Below are 18,837 nucleotides of genomic sequence, written 5' to 3'. Positions count from 1 at the left end.
GCTATCAGGGTTTCAGAAATAATATTCCAGATCCACCTGCAGATAATCATCACGACGCAGTCCGTACAGCACATCTTCTGGCTCATCACTATCAAACAAGCGCAGATCAATCGATACCACCAGGTTCTGTCCAAACCGCCTGCTGCCTTCAACCAGTAATGAATGGCTGTCGTAATCGAGGTCGCGGGAAATGCCCATCAGCAACTCGCTGGACGCCATATCGTTCATCGCCAGACGAGCACCGAACAGTAGATCGTTTTGGAACAGGCTGGTCGACTGTTCGTCACGCTCATCCCAACCGTATTCGATCAGCAACCCCAAATCAGCGGCCGACTCCATAAAGCCAACGATCGTGTACTCGAAACCTCCGTGCATTGCGACAAAGCTTTCGCCATCACGGTGCTGATGAATCGCCTCCAGCTTCCACAGCCAGGACTCAATGGTCGCCTGCGCATCAACGCTGAAACGCTCAATCTGCGGATAGTAAGGCCGCAAACCCAATTCACCGTTGATAAAAGCCGGCAACAACAAAGGGTCACGTGCCGTGCCATCGAAGTACGCAACGCCGACATCAAATACATCAATGGTATTCGACCAGCGCAGCGCGTAATCAATATGCTTTTCTTCGTCATCCGATTCGTACAACGGGTCATCGACAAACACAGGAAGCGGCAAGCGCGGCCGGCCATCCGCCCCAGCGAAAGTACGCTCACGGAAATACGGCAGAATGTATAAATCGACAATGCCCCAATCCTGCACCGTCGAGAAATTGATCATCGGCTGACCAAGTTTGTCCTCGGCATCCAAGTCCTCAACCAGATCCGATTGATTGATGATATCGACCAGATGCTGGAACTCGGTGACGCCCCAGAACACACGCCGCAAACCAACACGCGTTTCTATCTCCTCGCCGACATGAATCCAGGCGGCCTGGCGAATATCAGCATGAGTGCGCTCACCATCGTTCTGATCCCAGCGACCGAACAGCTCCAGCGTGAAGCTGTCGCGGCGATCGTTCCATTGCCAGTTCCACTCCGGTTGCGCGGCAACCGACAGGTTGTAATCCTCCTGATTCGGGAATAACGGTTCAGACAAAAAAGCACGGCCTTGCAACGACACATTGCCCCGAAAATCGGTTTCCGTTTCGGCTTGGGCATTGGCACTGAAACTGCTCAGTGCCAATGCCAAACCCATCATGGTTTTATTCATGCTCAACGTGCCCGCTTCAAGGTATTTTGATTGAAATCCTCATCTTTCAAGCCGGTGTTAAAGCGGAAGTTGCTCCAGTTCAGCTCGGTCTTTTTTCCGGTCTGATGGTTGACCATCAACATGTTCAGTGGCCGCCAGTACTTGTCCAGATACTGCTGGTAATCCGTCATTGTCAGTGTTTTCAGCAACGCATTGCGACGATCGTAGAACTCGATTTTCTGCACCCGGTAATGGGCTTTATCAACCCACACCACCCGGCGGGTATAGCCGGAGTTTTTATCAACCGGAATGGTTTCGATGACGTAGGCATCCAGACCATTGATGTTTTCGTCGCGCAGATAGTTATAGGTGTACTTCGGCACTTCAAACGACGTTAAGTCTTCATAGGCAAACTCACTGCCCATAAATGGTCCAGATTTATTGCTTGAAGAAATGCGCTTGACCCGGCTCAGAGCCGGCAGAAATAACCATTGTTCGTCATCACCGACGGCATGTGAAAAACTCAAAAACGCCGTGCCTTTGACATCCTGCGGGGAATCGAAAATGCTCAAGGATTTGTCGCCATCCTGTTGCACTTCCAGCGATTGAATACGGATTTCCCGCTCGCTGCTCTCGCCTTGCTTATTGGTCAGGATCATTTTCATTTCGGCTTGACTATCGCCCCAGCCGATATCGCGGGCTTTCATTTCCTTGGCGATTTCCAGGCCCTTTTCCGCCGAGGCGTGCGCGGGTATTGCCAGCGCCAGCAAGGCGCTGGTCAGCGCAACATTAACCCAGTTCGGCAGCAACTTTTTCATTAGATGTCTCCTTGTTGGTGGCGCTGGACATTGACGGCGCCTTGTCCAGCTTCATCAGCATTGGTGGAAGTAAAAAGAAATCGACAATCAGCGCGATCAAAATTGTCACGGCAGTCAGTAAGCCCATATCAGAGTTGACCCGGAATGATGACTGGGCCAACACCATGAAGCCGGCAACCAGCACAAACGTGGTGATCCACAACGCCCGACCGACACTGGCGAAAGCGTAACGCACGGCCGCTTCCGGGCTGGCGTTTTTTTCACGACGGGCATGCAGGTATTTGCTCATGAAGTGCACGGTGTCATCGACAACAATGCCAAGCGTCATGCCGGTCACGACCGATAAACCAAGACCTACTTCACCAACGGTCATGCCCCAGATACCAAACGAGATACCGGCCGGCATCAGGTTCGGGAACAGGCTGATAAAACCGAATTTGACACTGCGCAGTGCGATGCCGAGCAACACCGAAATCAGCACCAGTGCGATAAACGTACCGAGCAGCATTGATTCGATATTGCGCTGGCCGATGTGCGCGAACATCAGCGATGTGCTGGCGATATCGACTTTGTAGGCCGGCGCATTCTGTTGAAACCATTGATTGATACGTTGTTCCAGCGCGAGAATTTGCTCGCTGGTTATATTCTTGAACGTACCGATCACTCGCGTCGATGACTTGTCAACATTCAACTGGTTGTTCAAATCCAATCCGTACGGCAGCGACATTTCATATAACAACAAGTACTGCGCTGACAAATCACGCTGATCCGGCAAGCGGTAGTAGCTCGGATCATCAGCATGCATGTTTTTGTTCAGACGCTTGATGATATCGGTGATCGAGTTGACGTGGTCGGTTTCCGGTTGCGCGCGTAACCAGTTGGAAAAATCCTCAACAGCATGCAGATAGGCCGGCTCATTGATGCCTGAACTTTCACCGCTATCAATGGAGAACTCCATCGTGGTCATGCCGCTCAAGTTTGCTTCCATGAAGTCGGTAGCCTGGCGGAATGGCACACGTTGATCGAAGTACTCGACAAAATCATCGTTCAGGATATTTTGCGGCAGACCGGCAGAGAGCGCGAACACGGTCACCAAACCGATCGGCAGCAACCAGCGGCGTTTAGCAATAATCCAGTTGCCGAGCTGTTCGGTACGCGTACTTTTTTCTTCGCTAATCTGTTTCACCCGTACTGGCAATACCATCATCAGCGCCGGGAAGGTGGTTACCGACATCACGAACGCGATCATCACGCCAAACGCGACCATGTTGCCCAGATCGGCGAACGGTGGCGAATCGGAGAAATTCATCGACAGGAAACCAATGGCCGTCGTGATCGAGGTCAGGAATACCGGCTTAAGGTTCAGTTTCAAGCTGGCCATCATCGCCGACTTTTTATCGGCACCATGACGCATCTCGTAGAAGAAGGTCGTCAGAATGTGCACGCAATCGGCAACGGCCAACGTCAACACCATCGTTGGTGTCGAGGCGGATGGGCCAGTCAGGTAAAACCCTGTCCAACCGGCCATACCCATCGTCACCGCTATCGACAGAATAATGATGACGACGCTGGCAAAGGTGCCGCTGATCGTGCGCTGCAGGAGTCCTATGGTGACGATGACGACCAGGAACATCAATGGCACCAAAGTCGCGGCGTCTTCCTGCGAAGATTCGGCAAAGCTGGTGTTCATCATCACCATGCCGGACAGATACACCTCGATATCCGGGTGACTGGCGCGCAGCTCATCGCGCAGTTGCCGCGCATAAGCAACCACTTCTGGCACTTCCTTGATTTGATCGACACCCGGCAATTGCACGGTGGCATTGACGACCGTGACATGACCTTGTTCAGAAATCAGGCGCTTGCGCATCAATGGTTCGTTGATCGCGATGTCACGAATGCGTTGCAGATTTTCAGTGCTGTACTCAATGTCTTCCGGCACCAAATCGGCGACGATCAAATCGTCTTCTTCGCCAACGGTGTGCTGGAAATTGGTGATCGAATCCACGCGCGACGTATACGGAATCTGCCAGGCATCGTGCGTCAGCTTTCGCACAACAGTCAGCGTTTCTTCGGTAAATACCTCACCATTTTTCGGCGCAATGATAAACGCGACGTTGTCGCTTTTGGCATAGATTGCCTGCATCGACTCGAACGCGATGCGTTGTGGATTATCCGGGCCAAAAAACACCCGGTAATCGCTTTTGAACACCAGGTGCTGTGCGCCCATCGTGGCGGCGGCGGCCAGAATTAACGTGCTGAGAATGACCCACCAGGGATGATTCAGAATCCTTTGGAAAAACGCGTCCCTCATGACGAGGCCCCTTATTCATTGTTGACGATTCGTCACCATTGCAGCGAAAAAAATCGCCTTAATGCGCGACTCCGTGTTCAAGACTGCTTACCTGTAAACTCATGCATAAATGCCGGTTCAGCGAACGCAAAACCGGCACCCAAAAACTTAAAACTGCAGCGGTCTGCCTAGCACTTCCAGTTGCCGCATTTCCTCCGCGAATAACTCCGCTGAGGCTTTGCGCAATACCGCTTTGTAATCAAACTGGTTGGACATTGGCTGCCACTGCATGCCGTCCGCCATCATCTGCACATTGGTAAAAAATTCGCGCTCAATTTCAAATCCGATGGCGCCAGCGCAATCGCATTTGCTGGTCACCAAGGCAATGGCACCAAAACCGGCTGACCACATGGCGAATACCATGCGTTGCACATCCATACCCGGTGGCAGAATCAAGTCACCGTCTTCCACGGCATCGGTAAATACCTTCAGCACCAACTGCATCAACTGCCCTTCCAGTTGCAGATGGCGCTCGGTGCGCTTGTCGTCTGCCCGCTCCACAACGGAAGGCGAATGCGCGGTCAGCACAATGAACAACTGCATCGGATGCAGGCGAGCCCAAATCAGGTACGACAACATGATCACCAGCCCGCGTTCGCGACTTTTGCCCATGTACGACATTGCCCGCCGGAACAGCTCAGTGACTTCGGTGATGCAAAGATTGGCGACGGCAATCAGCAAATCTTCCTTGCTGCCAAAGTGGTTATAAATCGTACCTTTCGAATAAGGCACCATCGTGACCAGCTTGTCGATGGTCAGGGCATGGATGCCATCACGCTCGATCAATAGCCGGGCCTGCTGAATCAATTCCAGCTCGCGATCGGCTTGCGACTGTTCGGACAACACACGTGGGCTCATAGACACCTTTGCCAAATACAACGGACGGACTTCATCACTTCGGACAGATAAGTGACGACCCGTCATTGACGGTTCGTCATTTTCATGAGCACGCCCCCGTCCGTCAACCCCAAATCTGAAGGATGCTGCCAAGCACTGACAGGTAAGACCAGAATCAACGGTTTCCTGATCGACGACGCTGCAGGTAAAATATCGCCCGACTTGCCGGCCCGAGCCATCGGAGCAGCGGGTAAGCGCGTATCAGTACCCTGTAGCAATACCTTTCACCCCAACCAAGGGGCGCTGCGACTTCCTACGTGAAGCCAGGCTTGGATGGGTCATCAACGTCAACGGCGCCCGGTAAATCAATGGAGATAAACGATGACTGCTGTCGCCAAGACATCCGGTTTTACCGATTTTGCTGTCAAAGACATGTCGCTGGCCGATTGGGGCCGCAAAGAGCTGTTCATTGCCGAAACCGAAATGCCAGGCCTGATGGCCACGCGTGAGGAATACGGTGCCAAGAAGCCGTTGAAAGGCGCCCGCATTGCCGGTTCGCTGCATATGACCATTCAGACTGCGGTACTGATTGAAACGCTGACGGCGCTTGGCGCTGAAGTGCGCTGGGCCTCCTGCAACGTGTTCTCGACCCAGGATCACGCTGCCGCCGCGATTGCCGCCGCCGGCATTCCGGTGTTCGCGCACAAAGGTGAATCGCTGGACGAATACTGGGAATTCACCCACAAGATTTTCACCTGGCCTAACGACAATCATGCCAACATGATTCTCGATGATGGCGGCGACGCCACACTGCTGTTGATGCTCGGCGCCAAAGCCGAAAAAGATGCGGCGGTAATCAGCAAACCGAACAACGACGAAGAAAAAGCCTTGTACGCGTCGATTGCCCGTTACCTGAAACAAGATCCGAACTGGTATTCCAAGCGCCTAAAAGAAATCAAAGGCGTCACCGAAGAAACCACAACGGGCGTGCATCGCCTGTACGAAATGGCGAAAAAAGGCCAACTGCCGTTCCCGGCGATCAACGTCAATGACTCGGTCACCAAAGCCAAGTTCGACAACCTCTATGGCTGCCGTGAATCGCTGGTCGACGGCATCAAGCGCGCCACCGACGTGATGATCGCTGGCAAAATTGCCGTCGTCTGCGGTTATGGCGATGTCGGCAAAGGCTGCGCGCAAAGCTTGCGCGGCTTGGGCGCTACCGTCTGGATTACTGAAATCGACCCGATTTGCGCCTTGCAAGCGGCGATGGAAGGTTACCGTGTCGTAACGATGGACGAGGTCTGCGACAAGGCCGATATTTTCGTTACCGCCACTGGCAACTTCGATGTCATCACCCACGACCATATGGTCAAGATGAAACACAACACCATCGTCTGCAACATCGGCCATTTCGATTCGGAAATCCAGGTCGCGAAAATGCGTCAATACCCGTGGGAAAACATCAAGCCGCAAGTCGATCACATCATTCTGCCTAGCGGCAATCGCATCATCCTGTTGGCTGAAGGCCGCCTGGTGAATCTGGGCTGCGCCACCGGCCACCCGTCGTTCGTCATGTCGAACAGCTTCACCAACCAGACGCTGGCGCAAATCGAGTTGTTCACCCGTGGCAACGAGTACGAAAACAAAGTGTACGTACTGCCGAAACACCTCGACGAAAAAGTGGCCCGCCTGCATCTGCAGAAAATCGGCGCCAACCTGACCAAGCTGAGCCAGGCCCAAGCCGATTACATCAGCGTGCCAGTCGAAGGTCCGTACAAGCCGGAACATTACCGCTACTAAGCAACAAGAAAAAGCGCGACCGGCAACCCGCTCGCGCTTTTTTGTTTTCCCCTTTTCCATTTTCTTTTCACGCAACCATTTCAGAGTTCATGACGACAACCATGAGTCTTACTTGTCCGCAATGCCAGAAAGTCCCTGAACTCTGCTTATGTGATCAAATCACACCACACGATACCCGTTTGCATGTTGCGATTTTGCAGCACCCGCAGGAGCCGGATAAGCATCTGGGCTCGGCGATGCTGGCGCATTTGCAGCTCAGTAACTCTTCGTTGAAAGTCGGCTTGAGTGTCGCCAATCTGAAATCCGTTACCGGCTTTGACATCAATCCGAAAGAATGGGCCGTGTTGTTTCTTGGCAGTCAATACAAATTCCGCGAAATCCAGCAGCGTCAGGACGAGTCGGAAATTTATTTCTTCAACAACAAAGATGAAGAAGCGCAGGTTCCGCTTGAGCAAATAAAAGGCATCGTCGTGCTTGATGGCACCTGGGCGCAGGCAAAAACCTTGTGGTGGCGCAATCCCTGGCTGTTGAAATGCTGGCGCATTGTCATTCGTCCACGTCAGCATTCGCTGTACGGCAAGCTGCGCAAGGAGCCACGCAGTGAATGCCTGTCAACGATCGAATCGATCGCTTACACACTGGAAATTTTCGGTGAGCCGCAACAAGTCAGCGATGATTTGCTAGCATCTTTTCGCCGGCTTTTGCAACGCTATCGCGACGGCGTAAAACATGGCACGATAACACCTATCGGCAAACCCGGACCGTCACCACGGCGCCGGTCGAACAAGCCCAAAAGTTCATAATCAGTTTTCTGAATTGTTGGTCTAAAGCCCGTGTTGCAAGAGATCCGATCTGTCCAACTTGTAACCGGGCTTTAGTCCTGCAATATCGCCGACGAAGCCGTCATTTCCCAATCAGAAGCTCGATCCGGATCAGAAACTTGAACCGGGTTGACGCAGAAAATCTTGCTCTTCCCGCGTCGAATCACGCCCTACAATCGCATTGCGATGCGGAAAACGGCCAAAGCGCTCGATAATCTCCAGATGCTTCTGGGCATAATTCAGGTAATCACGAAACAATCCTTTCTGGGCCGGATCGGCGCGCTCGACCAGCGCCTGAAAATACTGCAGGCACATCTGCTGATCAGCCAGTCGTTCGCTGTGCTCCAATGGCATGAATACGAACACCTGGGCAATCAACGGCAATTGCACATAGTCATCACGCTCAAGCAATTGACCGGACAACCAGCGTGCGCGCTCATCGCAGGCGAATGACTGGGGTTGACCGCGAAACATATTGCGGGTCATTTGATCGGTCAGAATGATGCGTGCCAGCAGCGCTTCTGGCGCACGCTGGTCCTGCAGTCTGTCCTGCATTTCCTCGTCCAGCAGTTCAGCAAAACGATGACGAATTTCACTGTCGGTCTGCGTCGATTTTTGCCACCAGATCTTGCCTTGGGTTTTGGCCGTGACGGCAGCATCATGCCAATTGTCGCCAAACCAAAAGTTCAGCACCTGTTGCAAACGCCCGTCCATTCATCTGCTCCTGTCTACCCGCCTCGCAATTAACGATACAATAGCCCATCGGCAAACTCCAAGACGAACCGGCGTAGTCATGAACAATCAACAAATGATGCAACGCGATCTGGCGCACTTGTGGCATCCCTGCACACAGATGAGCGACCACGAGCGCTACCCGCTAATTCCGATCAAGCGTGGCGATGGCGTTTACCTGGAAGATTTCGACGGCAAACGCTATATCGACGCGATCAGTTCCTGGTGGACCAATATTCTTGGTCACGGTAATCCGGAAATCCGCGATGCCATCAAAGATCAGCTCGATCAGATTGAGCACGTGATCTTCGCCGGTTTTTCCCATCAGCCAGCCGTCGAGCTCGGCGAGAAGCTGGCGGCACTGACACCCGGCAATCTGAATAAATGTTTCTTCGGTGAGAACGGTTCCAGTGCCATCGAAATCGCGCTGAAAATGTCCTTCCACTACTGGCGCAACGCCGGTAAAACCGACAAGACCAAGTTCGTCGCGCTGAAAAATGGCTACCACGGCGAAACCTTGGGAGCGCTGGCCGTTGGCGATGTCGCGTTGTTCAAGGAAACCTACGCACCGCTATTGATGGAAGCAATGCTGGTCGATTCGCCGGATTGCTATTTCCGTGAAGCCGGTGAGAGTTGGCAGCAATACACTGAGCGTCAATTTGTCGCGATGGAAAAAATGCTGGCTGAACGCCACGGAGAAATCGCCGCCGTCATTCTCGAGCCGCTGGTGCAATGCGCGACCGGCATGCGCATGTATCACCCCGTTTATTTGAAGTTATTACGTGAAGCCTGCGATCGTTATGGCGTGCATTTGATCGCCGATGAGATTGCCGTCGGCTTCGGTCGTACCGGCACGATGTTCGCTTGCAATCAGGCCGATATCACCCCGGATTTTCTTTGCCTTTCCAAAGCACTGACGTCCGGCTTTCTGCCGCTATCGGCCGTCATGACCTCCGATGCGGTATTCAACGCGTTCTACGACAGCTACGAATCGATGCGCGGCTTCTTGCATTCACATAGCTACACCGGCAACCCATTGGCCTGCCGTTCGGCTTGCGCGACGATAGATTTGCTGTTGCGTGATAATTGGCTGGAAAAGAATCAGCGCACACAGCAATTGCTCCGGCATGCTCTGGAAGATTTGCAGGATCATCCGAATGTTGCGGAATTGCGACAAACCGGCATGATCATCGCGCTGGAAGTGGTCAAGGATAAGGCCAGTAAAACCCCGTTCGATTGGCGAGAGCGGCGCGGATTGCGGATGTATCAACACGCTCAGCAACACGGCGCATTGATTCGCCCGATCGGCTCCGTCGTTTATTTGATGCCGCCTTATGTGGTCAGCGACGAACAGATCGCGACACTTACTGAAATCATCAGAACCGGTTTGCCATTGATGGTGCAGTGACGCGTCAATCGCTATTCGGCGCGTTCCTGTCTGGCCTGTAGAAGCAAACCAACATAAATCAGGATCAATATCGGCGATAACAGCACGGACAGCGTAGTGATGATCAGCAGAATTGAATAGGCGGCATCGTTACCCGTTTTATCCGACTCCGAAATGCCAGCCATGATATTGAACACGACATGTTCGAGATTCAGCATGCTCAACGCGGTGACAATCAGGGTAAGCGGCAGCAAGCTTGCCACGATAATTTTCAATCCGCTGAGCTGCGCAACCCGATTGAGAAAATAGGCCAGCATTGCCACTCGCCAGCTCGCGACAACCGCCAGAAACCAGACATTCACGGTTTGTGCCAGCGCAAGCGGCATAAATCGTTCTACCGGAATGGCGTACAGCAATGCTGGCAAAGAAGTAAGCGTTACAAATAGCAGGACGTTTTTGTACTGCCAGTGGCGAGGGTTTAGTGGTGCAGCAATCAGCCAAAGCAAGGCGGCCAGGATCACCACGTATTCCAGCGAGCCCAATCCCAAGTGTTGCCACAGCTCAGCACGCGGATTATCCCAGTATCTGCCAATGCCGCATAACCAGGTTACGGTCAAGCCATAGAGCAAGTACGAGCGAAAGTCCTCCGGCGAAAACTCCATGCGGCGAAAGCTCAGCAATCGCCACTGATCACGCCAGATCTGTCGCCAAAGCTGTCCGCGACTCTTCATGAGTTCACATGCTCAATGCTTCACGCATCCGCTTTCTTTACTTGTTGCTGTTGCCAGCGTCGCATTTCGTCTTCCAGCACCGTTAATGGCACCGAGCCAAGCGACAGCAACTTGTCATGGAAGGCACGCAAATCGAATTTGCTGCCCAATGCTTTTTCGGCATCGGCGCGAATTTCGCGGATCTTGATTTCACCCAGTTTGTAGGAAAGCGCCTGCGCCGGCCAGGATATATAGCGATCGATTTCGGTGGTGATTTCATGCTCGGACAGCGCCGTGTTGTCGCGCATGAATTGCAGCGCCTGATCGCGGCTCCAGCCTTTGGCGTGCATGCCGGTATCGACGACCAGACGCGCGGCGCGCCACATCTCATAAACCAAGCGACCGAAGTGATCGTAAGGCGTTTCATAGATGCCCATTTCGACGCCAAGATGCTCGGCGTACAACGCCCAGCCTTCACCGTAGGCAGAGATGTATGAGTAACGGCGGAATGGCGGTTGCTCGCCTTGTTCGGCTGCCAACGCGTTTTGCAAATGATGACCCGGCACCGCTTCATGCAGCGTCAATGCCGGCAGGGCCCAAAGCGGGCGCTGGTCGAGTTTACTGGTGTTGACCCAGTAGAACCCGGCTTTCTTCGGATCGTTGCTGCCGGCGTAACGACCGGTCGTGTAGGTCGGTGCAATCTCGGCTGGAACCGGCACCACACCATAAGGTTGACGCGGTAATTTGCCGAAGTACTGCGGCAGTTTTCCGTCGATTTTCTTGGCCCAGTACGTTGCCGCCGACAGTAGTTCACGCTCGGTTTTGGCGAAGAACTGCGCATCGGTACGCAGGTGATTCAGAAACGCCGGTAGATCACCGAGAAAATTGACCTGTTGGCGGATCTGCTCCATGTCATCGCGTATCCGCTTTACTTCGGCCAAACCAATCTGGTGAATTTTCTCGGCGCTCCAATCGAGCGTCGTGTAACGGTAAATCTCGGCCTGGTAAAACGCTTCGCCATTGGGCATCGCAGTAGCGGCAATATCGGCGCGCGCATTCGGCACATACTCATCGCGATAGAAGTTCAGAAATTGCCGAAACGCCGGCATCACCTGCTCGGCAATCACCGGCAGCAATTGGTCGAGCATCGCTTGTTGTTGCGCTATCGGCAGCGCGCTCAAATCCGGCAGGAACGGGCTTTTCTGCAAATCGGTTTCGAGCACGGCGACAATACTGGCATCACGACCCGGCAATACGACTTGCGGCACGCTGTAGCCGGTGTGCAGGCCGGTGCGCATCAACACCGTCATCTGCTCCAGATGTTTCGGCATGCCCTGCAGCCAACGCAGATAGCGCTGACATTGCTGCACCGTTTTGCATTCGGTATCGGCGGCATCGCGGATAATGTCGGCCCAGAACTGGGTGTCGCTGTTGAACGGCATCAGATAGCCGCCACGTTCGATTTCGCTGATGGCGTTGTCGATCTGGTCGGCAAAAATCCGGTAGTTGATGCGCTGCGCGCCACTCAATTTCTCGACCGGGATTTTCTGCAAGCGCTGCTGCACCGATTGCCAGTAGCTGAGGCGTTTGTCGATGGCGTCCTGGCTCCAGTCGGTCCACTGCCCGGCCGCCTCTTTATCGCCAAGACTGGCCGCAAACGACGGGTAGAACTCCATGCGCTTTTGCCATTCTTCCTTGTACAGCGCCTTGAACTGCGCCTCGGCGCTATTGGCGGCCGCCGACTGCCCAAACAGCAAACCGACCGCCAGCAGAATTGAACAAAATTTCGACATCAGTAACACACCATCTGCTCTGGTTAACCGTGCAAGGGTGCCCTGTTTCACAGATTTAACAGGTCTTACCAGTTATTGCTTATGCCGGTAATCTGAGGCTGTTAGAGTCATCTCCGACGCCATCGGTCGGCCACCCGAGCCCACCAGAAAATACCGATGGCGGACACGCATGGATGCCACTCATTCACTGCATTGGGGTAATCACGATGACTGGCACACTATCCGCTTCACCAGATGCTCTGGTTTGGACGGTACTGGTTGGCGAACCGCCGACCACCGCGTTTGATGCGCTGGCACTGCTCGATTTCGCGCTCGATGCGCTGCATGAGCTGTCGCTGCCGACGTCACGACGGGGATAACAAGTTACGGAGGGGAAAGGGCGTTCTTCGGAACGCCCTTTCTTTTTTCGGGAATTATTTCGAGGCTTGGCGCGCCAGCCGTGCGGCCGTCAACAACAACTCCGAATGCAAGCGCACCCGGTAATTCGGATTCACATACTGGAACTGGACGACGCCATCGGTATCGAGCACAAACACCGCCGGCACCGGCAAGGTGTAAAGTGTTTCACCGGCATACTTCTGCAGCTTGGCATTCACTTTTTCCTCGGCCATTTTCGCGTAGGCCGGGTCCACTCGGAAGGCAATACCAAATGCTTTTGCAGCTTCCAGACGGTAATCACTGATCAGTTGATAACCGAGTTTTCGTTCCTGCTCCATGGTGCGCAGCGTGTCCGGCAATTCCGGGCTGACCGCAATCAGTTGATAACCGAGTGCCTGCAGTTGTGGCTCAATGTCTTTCAATTGCTGCAACTGGGTGTTGCAGTACGGGCACCAGCCCCCCCGATAAAACACGACGATGCTCGGCTTTGTTGCTGCCAGCGCCCGCGCTTTCACCGGCTTGCCGTCGGCCTGCCAGAACACCACATCCGGAATGGTCTGCCCGACCAGAATCGGGCGCACCGATTCAGCATTTTCCGCGATATCCGCTGCTTGAATGACGACGCTGGTGAATAGCGCCATCAGCGCTCCAATGAATTTCTGCATTTCCGACTCCTTGATCAATGACGCTCTTCAGACGGCCTGGTACTGCCGTTGTTACAGCGGCTCAGGAGCAGAAAATTTTTCTGCGACCTGTTGACAATGGCGTCGCCTGTTTTATTCTGTATTCGTCGAATAACGAATTAATGACAGAGACCAACGCCATGAACAAACCTGCCAGCTCTTGTTGCGATGCCCCAGCCAAATCGGCGCCGGGCCCGGCCATTGATGCCGATGAACTGGCGACGATCTGCAAAGCGCTGGCGCATCCGGCCCGGGTCACCCTGTTGAAATACCTGGCGGACTATGGCACCTGCTATTTCGGCAAATTGACTGACGTGCTGCCGCTGGCGCCATCGACCATTTCCAATCACGTCAGCATCCTAAAAGAGGCCGGCCTGATTGAGGGCTCCTCGGATGAACAGCGGATCTGCTACTGCGTCAACCGCGACCGCCTGAATTACTTGAAGCATCTGATCGACCAGTTTTGAAACCCTGAATACCCGGCGCTGCGGCGTCACTTTTTAACTCACTTTATTCGCTTTTCGTCGAACATCGATTAAGGAGATGAACATGAACCACTCAGTCAAAGATTTGCCGGTCGCGGTCATTGGCGCCGGCCCTGTTGGTCTGGCAGCGGCGGCTCACTTGTTGGCGCGTGGCTTCACCCCGTTGATTCTGGAGGCCGGCCAAGCCGTGGCCAGCAACCTGGAAAGCTACCGCCATGTGCGGCTGTTCTCGCCGTGGCGCTACAACATGGACAGGGCGGCTTTGCGCCTGCTCGGCCAAACCGATTGGCAGACTCCGGATCTAGAGGCGCTGCCAACCGCTGGCGAGATGGTTGATCACTACCTGAAACCGTTGGCCGAACACCCGGCCATTGCCGCCCATCTCCACTTTGGTGAACGAGTTTCCGCCATCACCCGCTACGGCATCGACAAGGTAAAAACCCGTGACCGTCAGCTGGCGCCTTTTGTCGTGCGCACCCGCAATGCTGAAGGTGAAACCGAGTGGCTGGCACAGGCCGTCATCGATGCCAGCGGCACCTGGAATCAACCCAATCCGCTCGGCGCTAATGGCCTGCCGGCGCTCGGCGAGCAGCAATTTGCCGCCCGCATCCGCTACGGCATGCCGGATATTCTCGGCGCTGAGCGTGAGCGCTATCTGGACCGCCATGTGCTGGTCGTCGGTTCCGGCCACTCAGCCGCTGGCAGTCTGTTGTCGCTGGCAGAGCTGGCCGCCCAAGGCAGCGGCGTGAAAATCAGCTGGGCCATTCGTGGCGACAACCTGACCCGCGTTTTTGGCGGTGGTGAGCGTGACGGCCTGCCGGCGCGTGGTCAGCTGGGCTTGCGGCTGCGGGCACTACGCGAAAATGGTCAGCTGGCCTTGCACACGCATTTCCGGGTGCAGGCCATCGAGGCCGATGGCGAGCAGATGACGGTGCTGGCACTGGGCAATTTCGAGGGTGAAGGAGAAGGCGTACGGCGCATTGAAAAGGTCGACCAGATCATCGTTGCGACCGGTGGCCGGCCGAATCTGGCGCTCACCCGCGAACTGCGTTTGCGCCTCGACCCGTGGCTGGAAAGTTCCGAGCAACTGGCGCCGCTGATCGACCCGAACGAACACAGCTGCGGCACCGTGCGTCCGCATGGCCATGCCGAACTTGCCCATCCGGAAGCCGGCTATTACGCGGTCGGTGCACGCAGCTACGGCCGTGCCCCGAATTTTCTGCTGGCCACCGGCTACGAACAGGTGCGCTCGGTGGCCGCCGCGCTGGCCGGTGACATCGCCGACGCCGACGATGTGCAATTGGAGCTGCCCGAAACCGGGGTCTGTAGCGTCAGCTTTGCCGAGCCGACTGAAACGACAGCTTGCTGTGAAACCGCAGCAAAAGTTGGCAACAACGCCTGTTGCGGCACCGTCAGCTCAGAAGCCCGGCAATCTTGTTGCCCGGATCCGGCGCTCGCCATCAAGGCTCGAAGTGCCGCCGTGTCTGCAGCACCGGTGCGATCCAGCAGCTGCAAAACCGGTTGCGGCGTGTAGCGGACGGTTGCGCGGCCATGTCATCAACCATTGCGCCACGGCCCCCAGCGCCGGCAGCTCCCTTACTGGCGCTGCTGATCCCGGCGCTGGGCATCAGCCAGGTGCTGAACTGGGGCACCCTGTATTACAGCTTGGCGGTATTGGCCGCACCGATTCAAACGGCGCTGGGTTTTGGCCCGCTGATCACGTTTGGCTCGTTCACGCTAGGCATGTTGCTGTCCGGCTTGGTAGCGCCAACGTTTGGGCGCTGGATTGATCATCGAGGCGGTCGGCTGATCATGGCTTTCGGCTCGCTGCTGGCCGCACTGTCGTTTGTGTTGCTGGCCTTGGCCAGTGGACCGATAACGTTTTTGCTCGCCTGGCTGGTCGCTGGTATCGCCATGGCTGCCAGCCTTTATGAAGCAGCATTCGCCACCCTGCATCAATTGTTTCCGGTGCATTACCGGCGTGCAGTGACGATGCTGACGCTGATCGGCGGATTTGCCAGCACGCTGTTCTGGCCGTTGACACTGTTTCTGGTCGAGCAAAGCGACTGGCGCAGCACGGCGCTGATTTTTGCCGGATTGCATCTGCTGGTCGGTCTGCCGATCCATGCCTTGTTGCTGCCCAAACGCGAACCCGTCAGTTCATCGCCAGTCGTCAAAGCCAACGCGGTTCCGGTGACTTCCCAGCGCGCATACCGCTGGTTATTGGCGAGTTTTGTCGCCGGCACGTTTGTCTTCGCGGTGTTCTCCTCGTTCATGATGGTGCTGCTGCAATCGCGTGGCTTCACGGCGACCGACGCGGTGGCGATTGCCGCCTTGATCGGTCCGATGCAGGTACTCGGCCGCACGGTGGAATGGTCTTTTGGTCGCCAGCTGTCAGCGATGAACATCGGCAAACTGGCCGCAGCCGGTCTGGTGCTGGCCTTGGCGCTGTTGCTGCTGGCGCCAGGCGCCTTGGCGTTTGGCATCGGGTTTGCGCTGCTTTACGGTAGCGCGGCCGGGGTGATGACCATTGTGCGCGGCACAGTGCCACTCGAGTTGTTTGGTCAAGCTCAGGCCGGGACATTGCTCGGTCAGATGGCGCGGCCGAACTTTATCGCCAAAGCGTTGGCACCTGGCGTATTCGCGCTGCTGTTGCAATGGCAGATGAGTCCGGGTAACGGCCTCGTCATGCTGTTGTGTCTGGCGGCGATTTCCTTGTTCTGTTTTCTGCAGGCGAGCAAACCTTTTGCAACAAGCCCTGCATCTTCGTAAGCGTTCAGAGTCGCAAGGATTAGTTGGCAATTAGCCGGCATGTTGCCGGCTTCCGCGCAATGCTATGCTCAGCGCACCTGATCATTCTCATTGTTCACCGCTGCCATGTTCCGCCCACTTTCCTTGCAAGCCGCCGATCTGGAATGCCACCCGGCAGCGTCAGCATCAACACTGCCAGCACATTGGTATACCGATCCGGCTTTTCATCGCGCTGATCTGGAAAACGTGCTGGCGCATAGCTGGCAATTGGTCGGCCATATCTCAGCATTGCAACAGGTGGGCAGTCACATCGTGGCGCAGGTGGCCGACAAACCGATCATCGTCGTGCGGGGACAGGATCAGCAGTTGCGCGCGTTCTACAACGTCTGTCAGCACCGGGCTGGGCCAATCGCCCGCGCCAATGGTTGCAGCAGAAATCTGGTGTGCAAATATCACGGCTGGACTTACGGACTCGACGGGCAATTACTGCGGGCACCGGAAATGGATGGCGTCGAAGATTTTGATGTCGCGGATATTCGCTTGCAGCCGGTGCACGTGGCGGAATGGCAGGGGCTGGTATTCGTGGCGTTGCATCCACCGGCGATAAGTATTGATAGCTTGCTGCAAAACGTTTCGACACAAATCGCGCCGATCGATTTGCACGCACTGCATTTCGAAACCCGTGTGGTCTACCCGGTACGCTGCAACTGGAAAGTTTATGTCGACAATTATCTCGAAGGTTATCACCTGCCATTGGTACATCCGGGTTTGAGCAAGGTGCTCGATTACCGCAACTACCACACCGAGTTATTCGACTGGTATTCCTGCCAGCGCAGCCCGATTGATTCGAGTGGCGGCCCCTACGCCGCGGGCACGGCCCATTATTATTTTGTTTACCCAAACATGATGCTGAACATCCTGCCCAACCGTTTGCAGACCAATATCGTGCTGCCTACCGGCAGCGACAGCTGTGAAGTGATCTTTGACTATTACTACGGCGATCGCGATTCGGAGGCCACACAGAAGTTGGTGGAAGAAGATTTGCATTTTGCCAATGACGTGCAGCAGGAAGACATCGAGATCTGTGAACGGGTGCAACAGGGCCTGACATCCGGCGCCTACCATGCCGGACGCTTGTCAATGAAACGCGAATCCGGCGTGTTGCACTTCCACGACTTATTGCGCAAGCATTACCAACAACTGCTGAATACTAGCGGCTAAGACTACGCCTCAACGGCCGGGTCAAACAGGTTGGTCCGCCTTCGCCTTTGACGCTGATTTCGTTACCGCGATACTCATGCACGGTGACGCCGGCCGCTTCCAGACGCGCTTTGGTTTTCGGATTACCCTCGCTCATCACCAGCACACGCGGAGCAACAGCGAGCGCATTGCAACCCAGCGTGTCGTATTCCTCCTCTGCGACCTCAATCAATTCAATGCCACGCCCCAATAGAGCTTCGCGAAATGGAATTGGCATCAGCTTCGAAAAGACCAGCGCCAAATCCTTATCGACCGGGCTGAATATCGACATCAGATGAAAGACATCCGATGGCCCGCGGAAATGCGGCAGCGGCACGACAATCAGTTCATCGATGCAATCGCCAAGCAACGCGCGCAATTGTCGGATGCCTTCATCATTGGTGCGATAACCGCGCGCCACGGCTAAGGTACGCTCATCTACCCAGGCAACATCGCCACCTTCAATACGTCCGGCGCCGCAAATCGCGCCGCAAACCGGTATGTTCCATTGCTCCAGCGCACGGCGCATCGCCGCCGGTTCATCACCTCGTGCGGGCTTGCCCATATTGCAAAGAATGACGCCGTTGTCGCAGACAATTGCCGTATCGCGAACATAAATGGAATCGAGCGTCAGTGGTTCATTGGCCGGCATCGTCAGCACCTCGATACCGAGCGATTGCAGTAGCGCGATGAATGCTTCCGACTCCCGTTTTGCAATAGTAAAATCCGGCGCACTTGGATAATTCAACGCCGCCCATTGCTGGCCTATCGTTTGCTCATTCTGAAAAGCTGCCACAGCCGTTTTGACAATGATCCGCTCGATTTTACCGGTGTCGCTTTGCCAAGTCGTTTTCATCGCTCG

At 55.0% G+C, this 18,837-nt stretch carries 17 protein-coding genes and 1 riboswitch; of the genes, 8 read left to right on the top strand and 9 right to left on the bottom strand.

From position 1 onward, the window contains the following. Window positions 1–12 precede the first annotated feature (12 nt). From E2H98_RS12275 to E2H98_RS12260, 4 genes are all read right to left on the bottom strand, one after another. Window positions 13–1,209, bottom strand: coding sequence for a hypothetical protein (locus tag E2H98_RS12275; RefSeq protein WP_198325112.1), 1,197 nt, complete (start codon window positions 1,207–1,209; stop codon window positions 13–15). Window positions 1,210–1,211: 2 nt separating this feature from the next. Next, the gene (locus E2H98_RS12270) at window positions 1,212–2,006 is read right to left on the bottom strand and encodes an outer membrane lipoprotein-sorting protein (protein WP_133589096.1); all 795 of its coding nucleotides are present in this window, start codon (window positions 2,004–2,006) and stop codon (window positions 1,212–1,214) included. Beyond that, a complete protein-coding gene (locus tag E2H98_RS12265) occupies window positions 1,978–4,320 on the bottom strand; it encodes an efflux RND transporter permease subunit (RefSeq protein ID WP_133589098.1) in 2,343 nt (780 codons plus the stop codon). Before E2H98_RS12265 ends, E2H98_RS12270 begins: the two co-directional genes overlap by 29 nt. A gap of 147 nt (window positions 4,321–4,467) precedes the next feature. Then, window positions 4,468–5,217, bottom strand: coding sequence for a TetR/AcrR family transcriptional regulator (locus tag E2H98_RS12260; RefSeq protein ID WP_157591374.1), 750 nt, complete (start codon window positions 5,215–5,217; stop codon window positions 4,468–4,470). Between the two features lie 268 nt (window positions 5,218–5,485). Continuing rightward, a riboswitch (S-adenosyl-L-homocysteine riboswitch) is annotated at window positions 5,486–5,562 on the top strand. Between the two features lie 15 nt (window positions 5,563–5,577). On the opposite strand from E2H98_RS12260, the gene ahcY reads away from it, so the two are divergent. Next, complete coding sequence (gene ahcY / locus E2H98_RS12255) at window positions 5,578–6,996, top strand: adenosylhomocysteinase (RefSeq protein WP_133589102.1); 1,419 nt, start codon at window positions 5,578–5,580, stop codon at window positions 6,994–6,996. 101 nt (window positions 6,997–7,097) lie between these two features. Next, the gene (locus tag E2H98_RS12250) at window positions 7,098–7,799 is read left to right on the top strand and encodes a tRNA-uridine aminocarboxypropyltransferase (protein WP_157591373.1); all 702 of its coding nucleotides are present in this window, start codon (window positions 7,098–7,100) and stop codon (window positions 7,797–7,799) included. A 129-nt stretch (window positions 7,800–7,928) separates the two neighbouring features. Here E2H98_RS12250 and E2H98_RS12245 read toward each other — a convergent pair whose 3' ends face one another. Further along, complete coding sequence (locus E2H98_RS12245) at window positions 7,929–8,531, bottom strand: DUF924 family protein (RefSeq protein ID WP_133589106.1); 603 nt, start codon at window positions 8,529–8,531, stop codon at window positions 7,929–7,931. Between the two features lie 79 nt (window positions 8,532–8,610). On the opposite strand from E2H98_RS12245, the gene E2H98_RS12240 reads away from it, so the two are divergent. Then, on the top strand, window positions 8,611–9,957 hold the full coding sequence (locus tag E2H98_RS12240) for an adenosylmethionine--8-amino-7-oxononanoate transaminase (protein WP_133589108.1): 1,347 nt from the start codon (window positions 8,611–8,613) through the stop codon (window positions 9,955–9,957). Between the two features lie 11 nt (window positions 9,958–9,968). On the opposite strand, the gene E2H98_RS12235 is transcribed toward E2H98_RS12240, so the two are convergent. Both E2H98_RS12235 and E2H98_RS12230 read right to left on the bottom strand, forming a co-directional pair. Beyond that, window positions 9,969–10,667, bottom strand: a complete 699-nt coding sequence (locus tag E2H98_RS12235; RefSeq protein ID WP_133589110.1) for a hypothetical protein — start codon at window positions 10,665–10,667, stop codon at window positions 9,969–9,971. Window positions 10,668–10,687: 20 nt separating this feature from the next. Continuing rightward, complete coding sequence (locus E2H98_RS12230; RefSeq protein WP_133589112.1) at window positions 10,688–12,439, bottom strand: DUF885 domain-containing protein; 1,752 nt, start codon at window positions 12,437–12,439, stop codon at window positions 10,688–10,690. A 206-nt stretch (window positions 12,440–12,645) separates the two neighbouring features. Between E2H98_RS12230 and E2H98_RS12225 the strand changes: the two genes are divergently transcribed. Then, window positions 12,646–12,798 carry a hypothetical protein gene (locus E2H98_RS12225; RefSeq protein ID WP_157591372.1) on the top strand — a complete coding sequence of 51 codons (153 nt, stop codon included), beginning with the start codon at window positions 12,646–12,648 and terminating at the stop codon, window positions 12,796–12,798. A gap of 54 nt (window positions 12,799–12,852) precedes the next feature. Here the strand turns inward: E2H98_RS12225 and E2H98_RS12220 are convergent, their stop codons facing one another. After that, window positions 12,853–13,482: a peroxiredoxin-like family protein gene (locus E2H98_RS12220; protein ID WP_133589114.1), complete on the bottom strand. Its 630-nt coding sequence runs from the start codon at window positions 13,480–13,482 to the stop codon at window positions 12,853–12,855. A 158-nt stretch (window positions 13,483–13,640) separates the two neighbouring features. Between E2H98_RS12220 and E2H98_RS12215 the strand changes: the two genes are divergently transcribed. The 4 genes from E2H98_RS12215 (at window position 13,641) to E2H98_RS12200 (ending at window position 17,957) form a co-directional block, all read left to right on the top strand. Further along, window positions 13,641–13,967 carry an ArsR/SmtB family transcription factor gene (locus tag E2H98_RS12215; RefSeq protein WP_133589116.1) on the top strand — a complete coding sequence of 109 codons (327 nt, stop codon included), beginning with the start codon at window positions 13,641–13,643 and terminating at the stop codon, window positions 13,965–13,967. Window positions 13,968–14,049: 82 nt separating this feature from the next. Next, entirely contained in the window at window positions 14,050–15,519 is a 1,470-nt protein-coding gene (locus E2H98_RS12210) for an FAD-dependent oxidoreductase (RefSeq protein WP_133589119.1), read from the top strand. Window positions 15,520–15,536: 17 nt separating this feature from the next. After that, window positions 15,537–16,757: an MFS transporter gene (locus E2H98_RS12205; protein WP_133589121.1), complete on the top strand. Its 1,221-nt coding sequence runs from the start codon at window positions 15,537–15,539 to the stop codon at window positions 16,755–16,757. Between the two features lie 90 nt (window positions 16,758–16,847). Continuing rightward, the gene (locus tag E2H98_RS12200; protein ID WP_198325111.1) at window positions 16,848–17,957 is read left to right on the top strand and encodes an aromatic ring-hydroxylating oxygenase subunit alpha; all 1,110 of its coding nucleotides are present in this window, start codon (window positions 16,848–16,850) and stop codon (window positions 17,955–17,957) included. Here the strand turns inward: E2H98_RS12200 and E2H98_RS12195 are convergent. Then, the gene (locus tag E2H98_RS12195; protein WP_133589123.1) at window positions 17,947–18,831 is read right to left on the bottom strand and encodes a dimethylarginine dimethylaminohydrolase family protein; all 885 of its coding nucleotides are present in this window, start codon (window positions 18,829–18,831) and stop codon (window positions 17,947–17,949) included. The genes E2H98_RS12200 and E2H98_RS12195 overlap by 11 nt on opposite strands. Window positions 18,832–18,837 lie beyond the last annotated feature (6 nt).

The organism is Permianibacter aggregans (assembly GCF_009756665.1).
In the GTDB taxonomy this organism is placed as follows: domain Bacteria; phylum Pseudomonadota; class Gammaproteobacteria; order Enterobacterales; family Permianibacteraceae; genus Permianibacter; species Permianibacter aggregans.
Note: the sequence above shows the minus strand (reverse complement) of the source record. Positions and strands in the feature narration are given on the sequence as shown.

Coding starts and splice junctions, on each gene's coding strand:
- E2H98_RS12275 (WP_198325112.1), bottom strand. CDS start 1,209: ATGAATAAAACCATGATGGGTTTGGCATTGGCACTGAGCAGTTTCAGT.
- E2H98_RS12270 (WP_133589096.1), bottom strand. CDS start 2,006: ATGAAAAAGTTGCTGCCGAACTGGGTTAATGTTGCGCTGACCAGCGCC.
- E2H98_RS12265 (WP_133589098.1), bottom strand. CDS start 4,320: ATGAGGGACGCGTTTTTCCAAAGGATTCTGAATCATCCCTGGTGGGTC.
- E2H98_RS12260 (WP_157591374.1), bottom strand. CDS start 5,217: ATGAGCCCACGTGTGTTGTCCGAACAGTCGCAAGCCGATCGCGAGCTG.
- ahcY (WP_133589102.1), top strand. CDS start 5,578: ATGACTGCTGTCGCCAAGACATCCGGTTTTACCGATTTTGCTGTCAAA.
- E2H98_RS12250 (WP_157591373.1), top strand. CDS start 7,098: ATGAGTCTTACTTGTCCGCAATGCCAGAAAGTCCCTGAACTCTGCTTA.
- E2H98_RS12245 (WP_133589106.1), bottom strand. CDS start 8,531: ATGGACGGGCGTTTGCAACAGGTGCTGAACTTTTGGTTTGGCGACAAT.
- E2H98_RS12240 (WP_133589108.1), top strand. CDS start 8,611: ATGAACAATCAACAAATGATGCAACGCGATCTGGCGCACTTGTGGCAT.
- E2H98_RS12235 (WP_133589110.1), bottom strand. CDS start 10,667: ATGAAGAGTCGCGGACAGCTTTGGCGACAGATCTGGCGTGATCAGTGG.
- E2H98_RS12230 (WP_133589112.1), bottom strand. CDS start 12,439: ATGTCGAAATTTTGTTCAATTCTGCTGGCGGTCGGTTTGCTGTTTGGG.
- E2H98_RS12225 (WP_157591372.1), top strand. CDS start 12,646: ATGACTGGCACACTATCCGCTTCACCAGATGCTCTGGTTTGGACGGTA.
- E2H98_RS12220 (WP_133589114.1), bottom strand. CDS start 13,482: ATGCAGAAATTCATTGGAGCGCTGATGGCGCTATTCACCAGCGTCGTC.
- E2H98_RS12215 (WP_133589116.1), top strand. CDS start 13,641: ATGAACAAACCTGCCAGCTCTTGTTGCGATGCCCCAGCCAAATCGGCG.
- E2H98_RS12210 (WP_133589119.1), top strand. CDS start 14,050: ATGAACCACTCAGTCAAAGATTTGCCGGTCGCGGTCATTGGCGCCGGC.
- E2H98_RS12205 (WP_133589121.1), top strand. CDS start 15,537: ATGTCATCAACCATTGCGCCACGGCCCCCAGCGCCGGCAGCTCCCTTA.
- E2H98_RS12195 (WP_133589123.1), bottom strand. CDS start 18,831: ATGAAAACGACTTGGCAAAGCGACACCGGTAAAATCGAGCGGATCATT.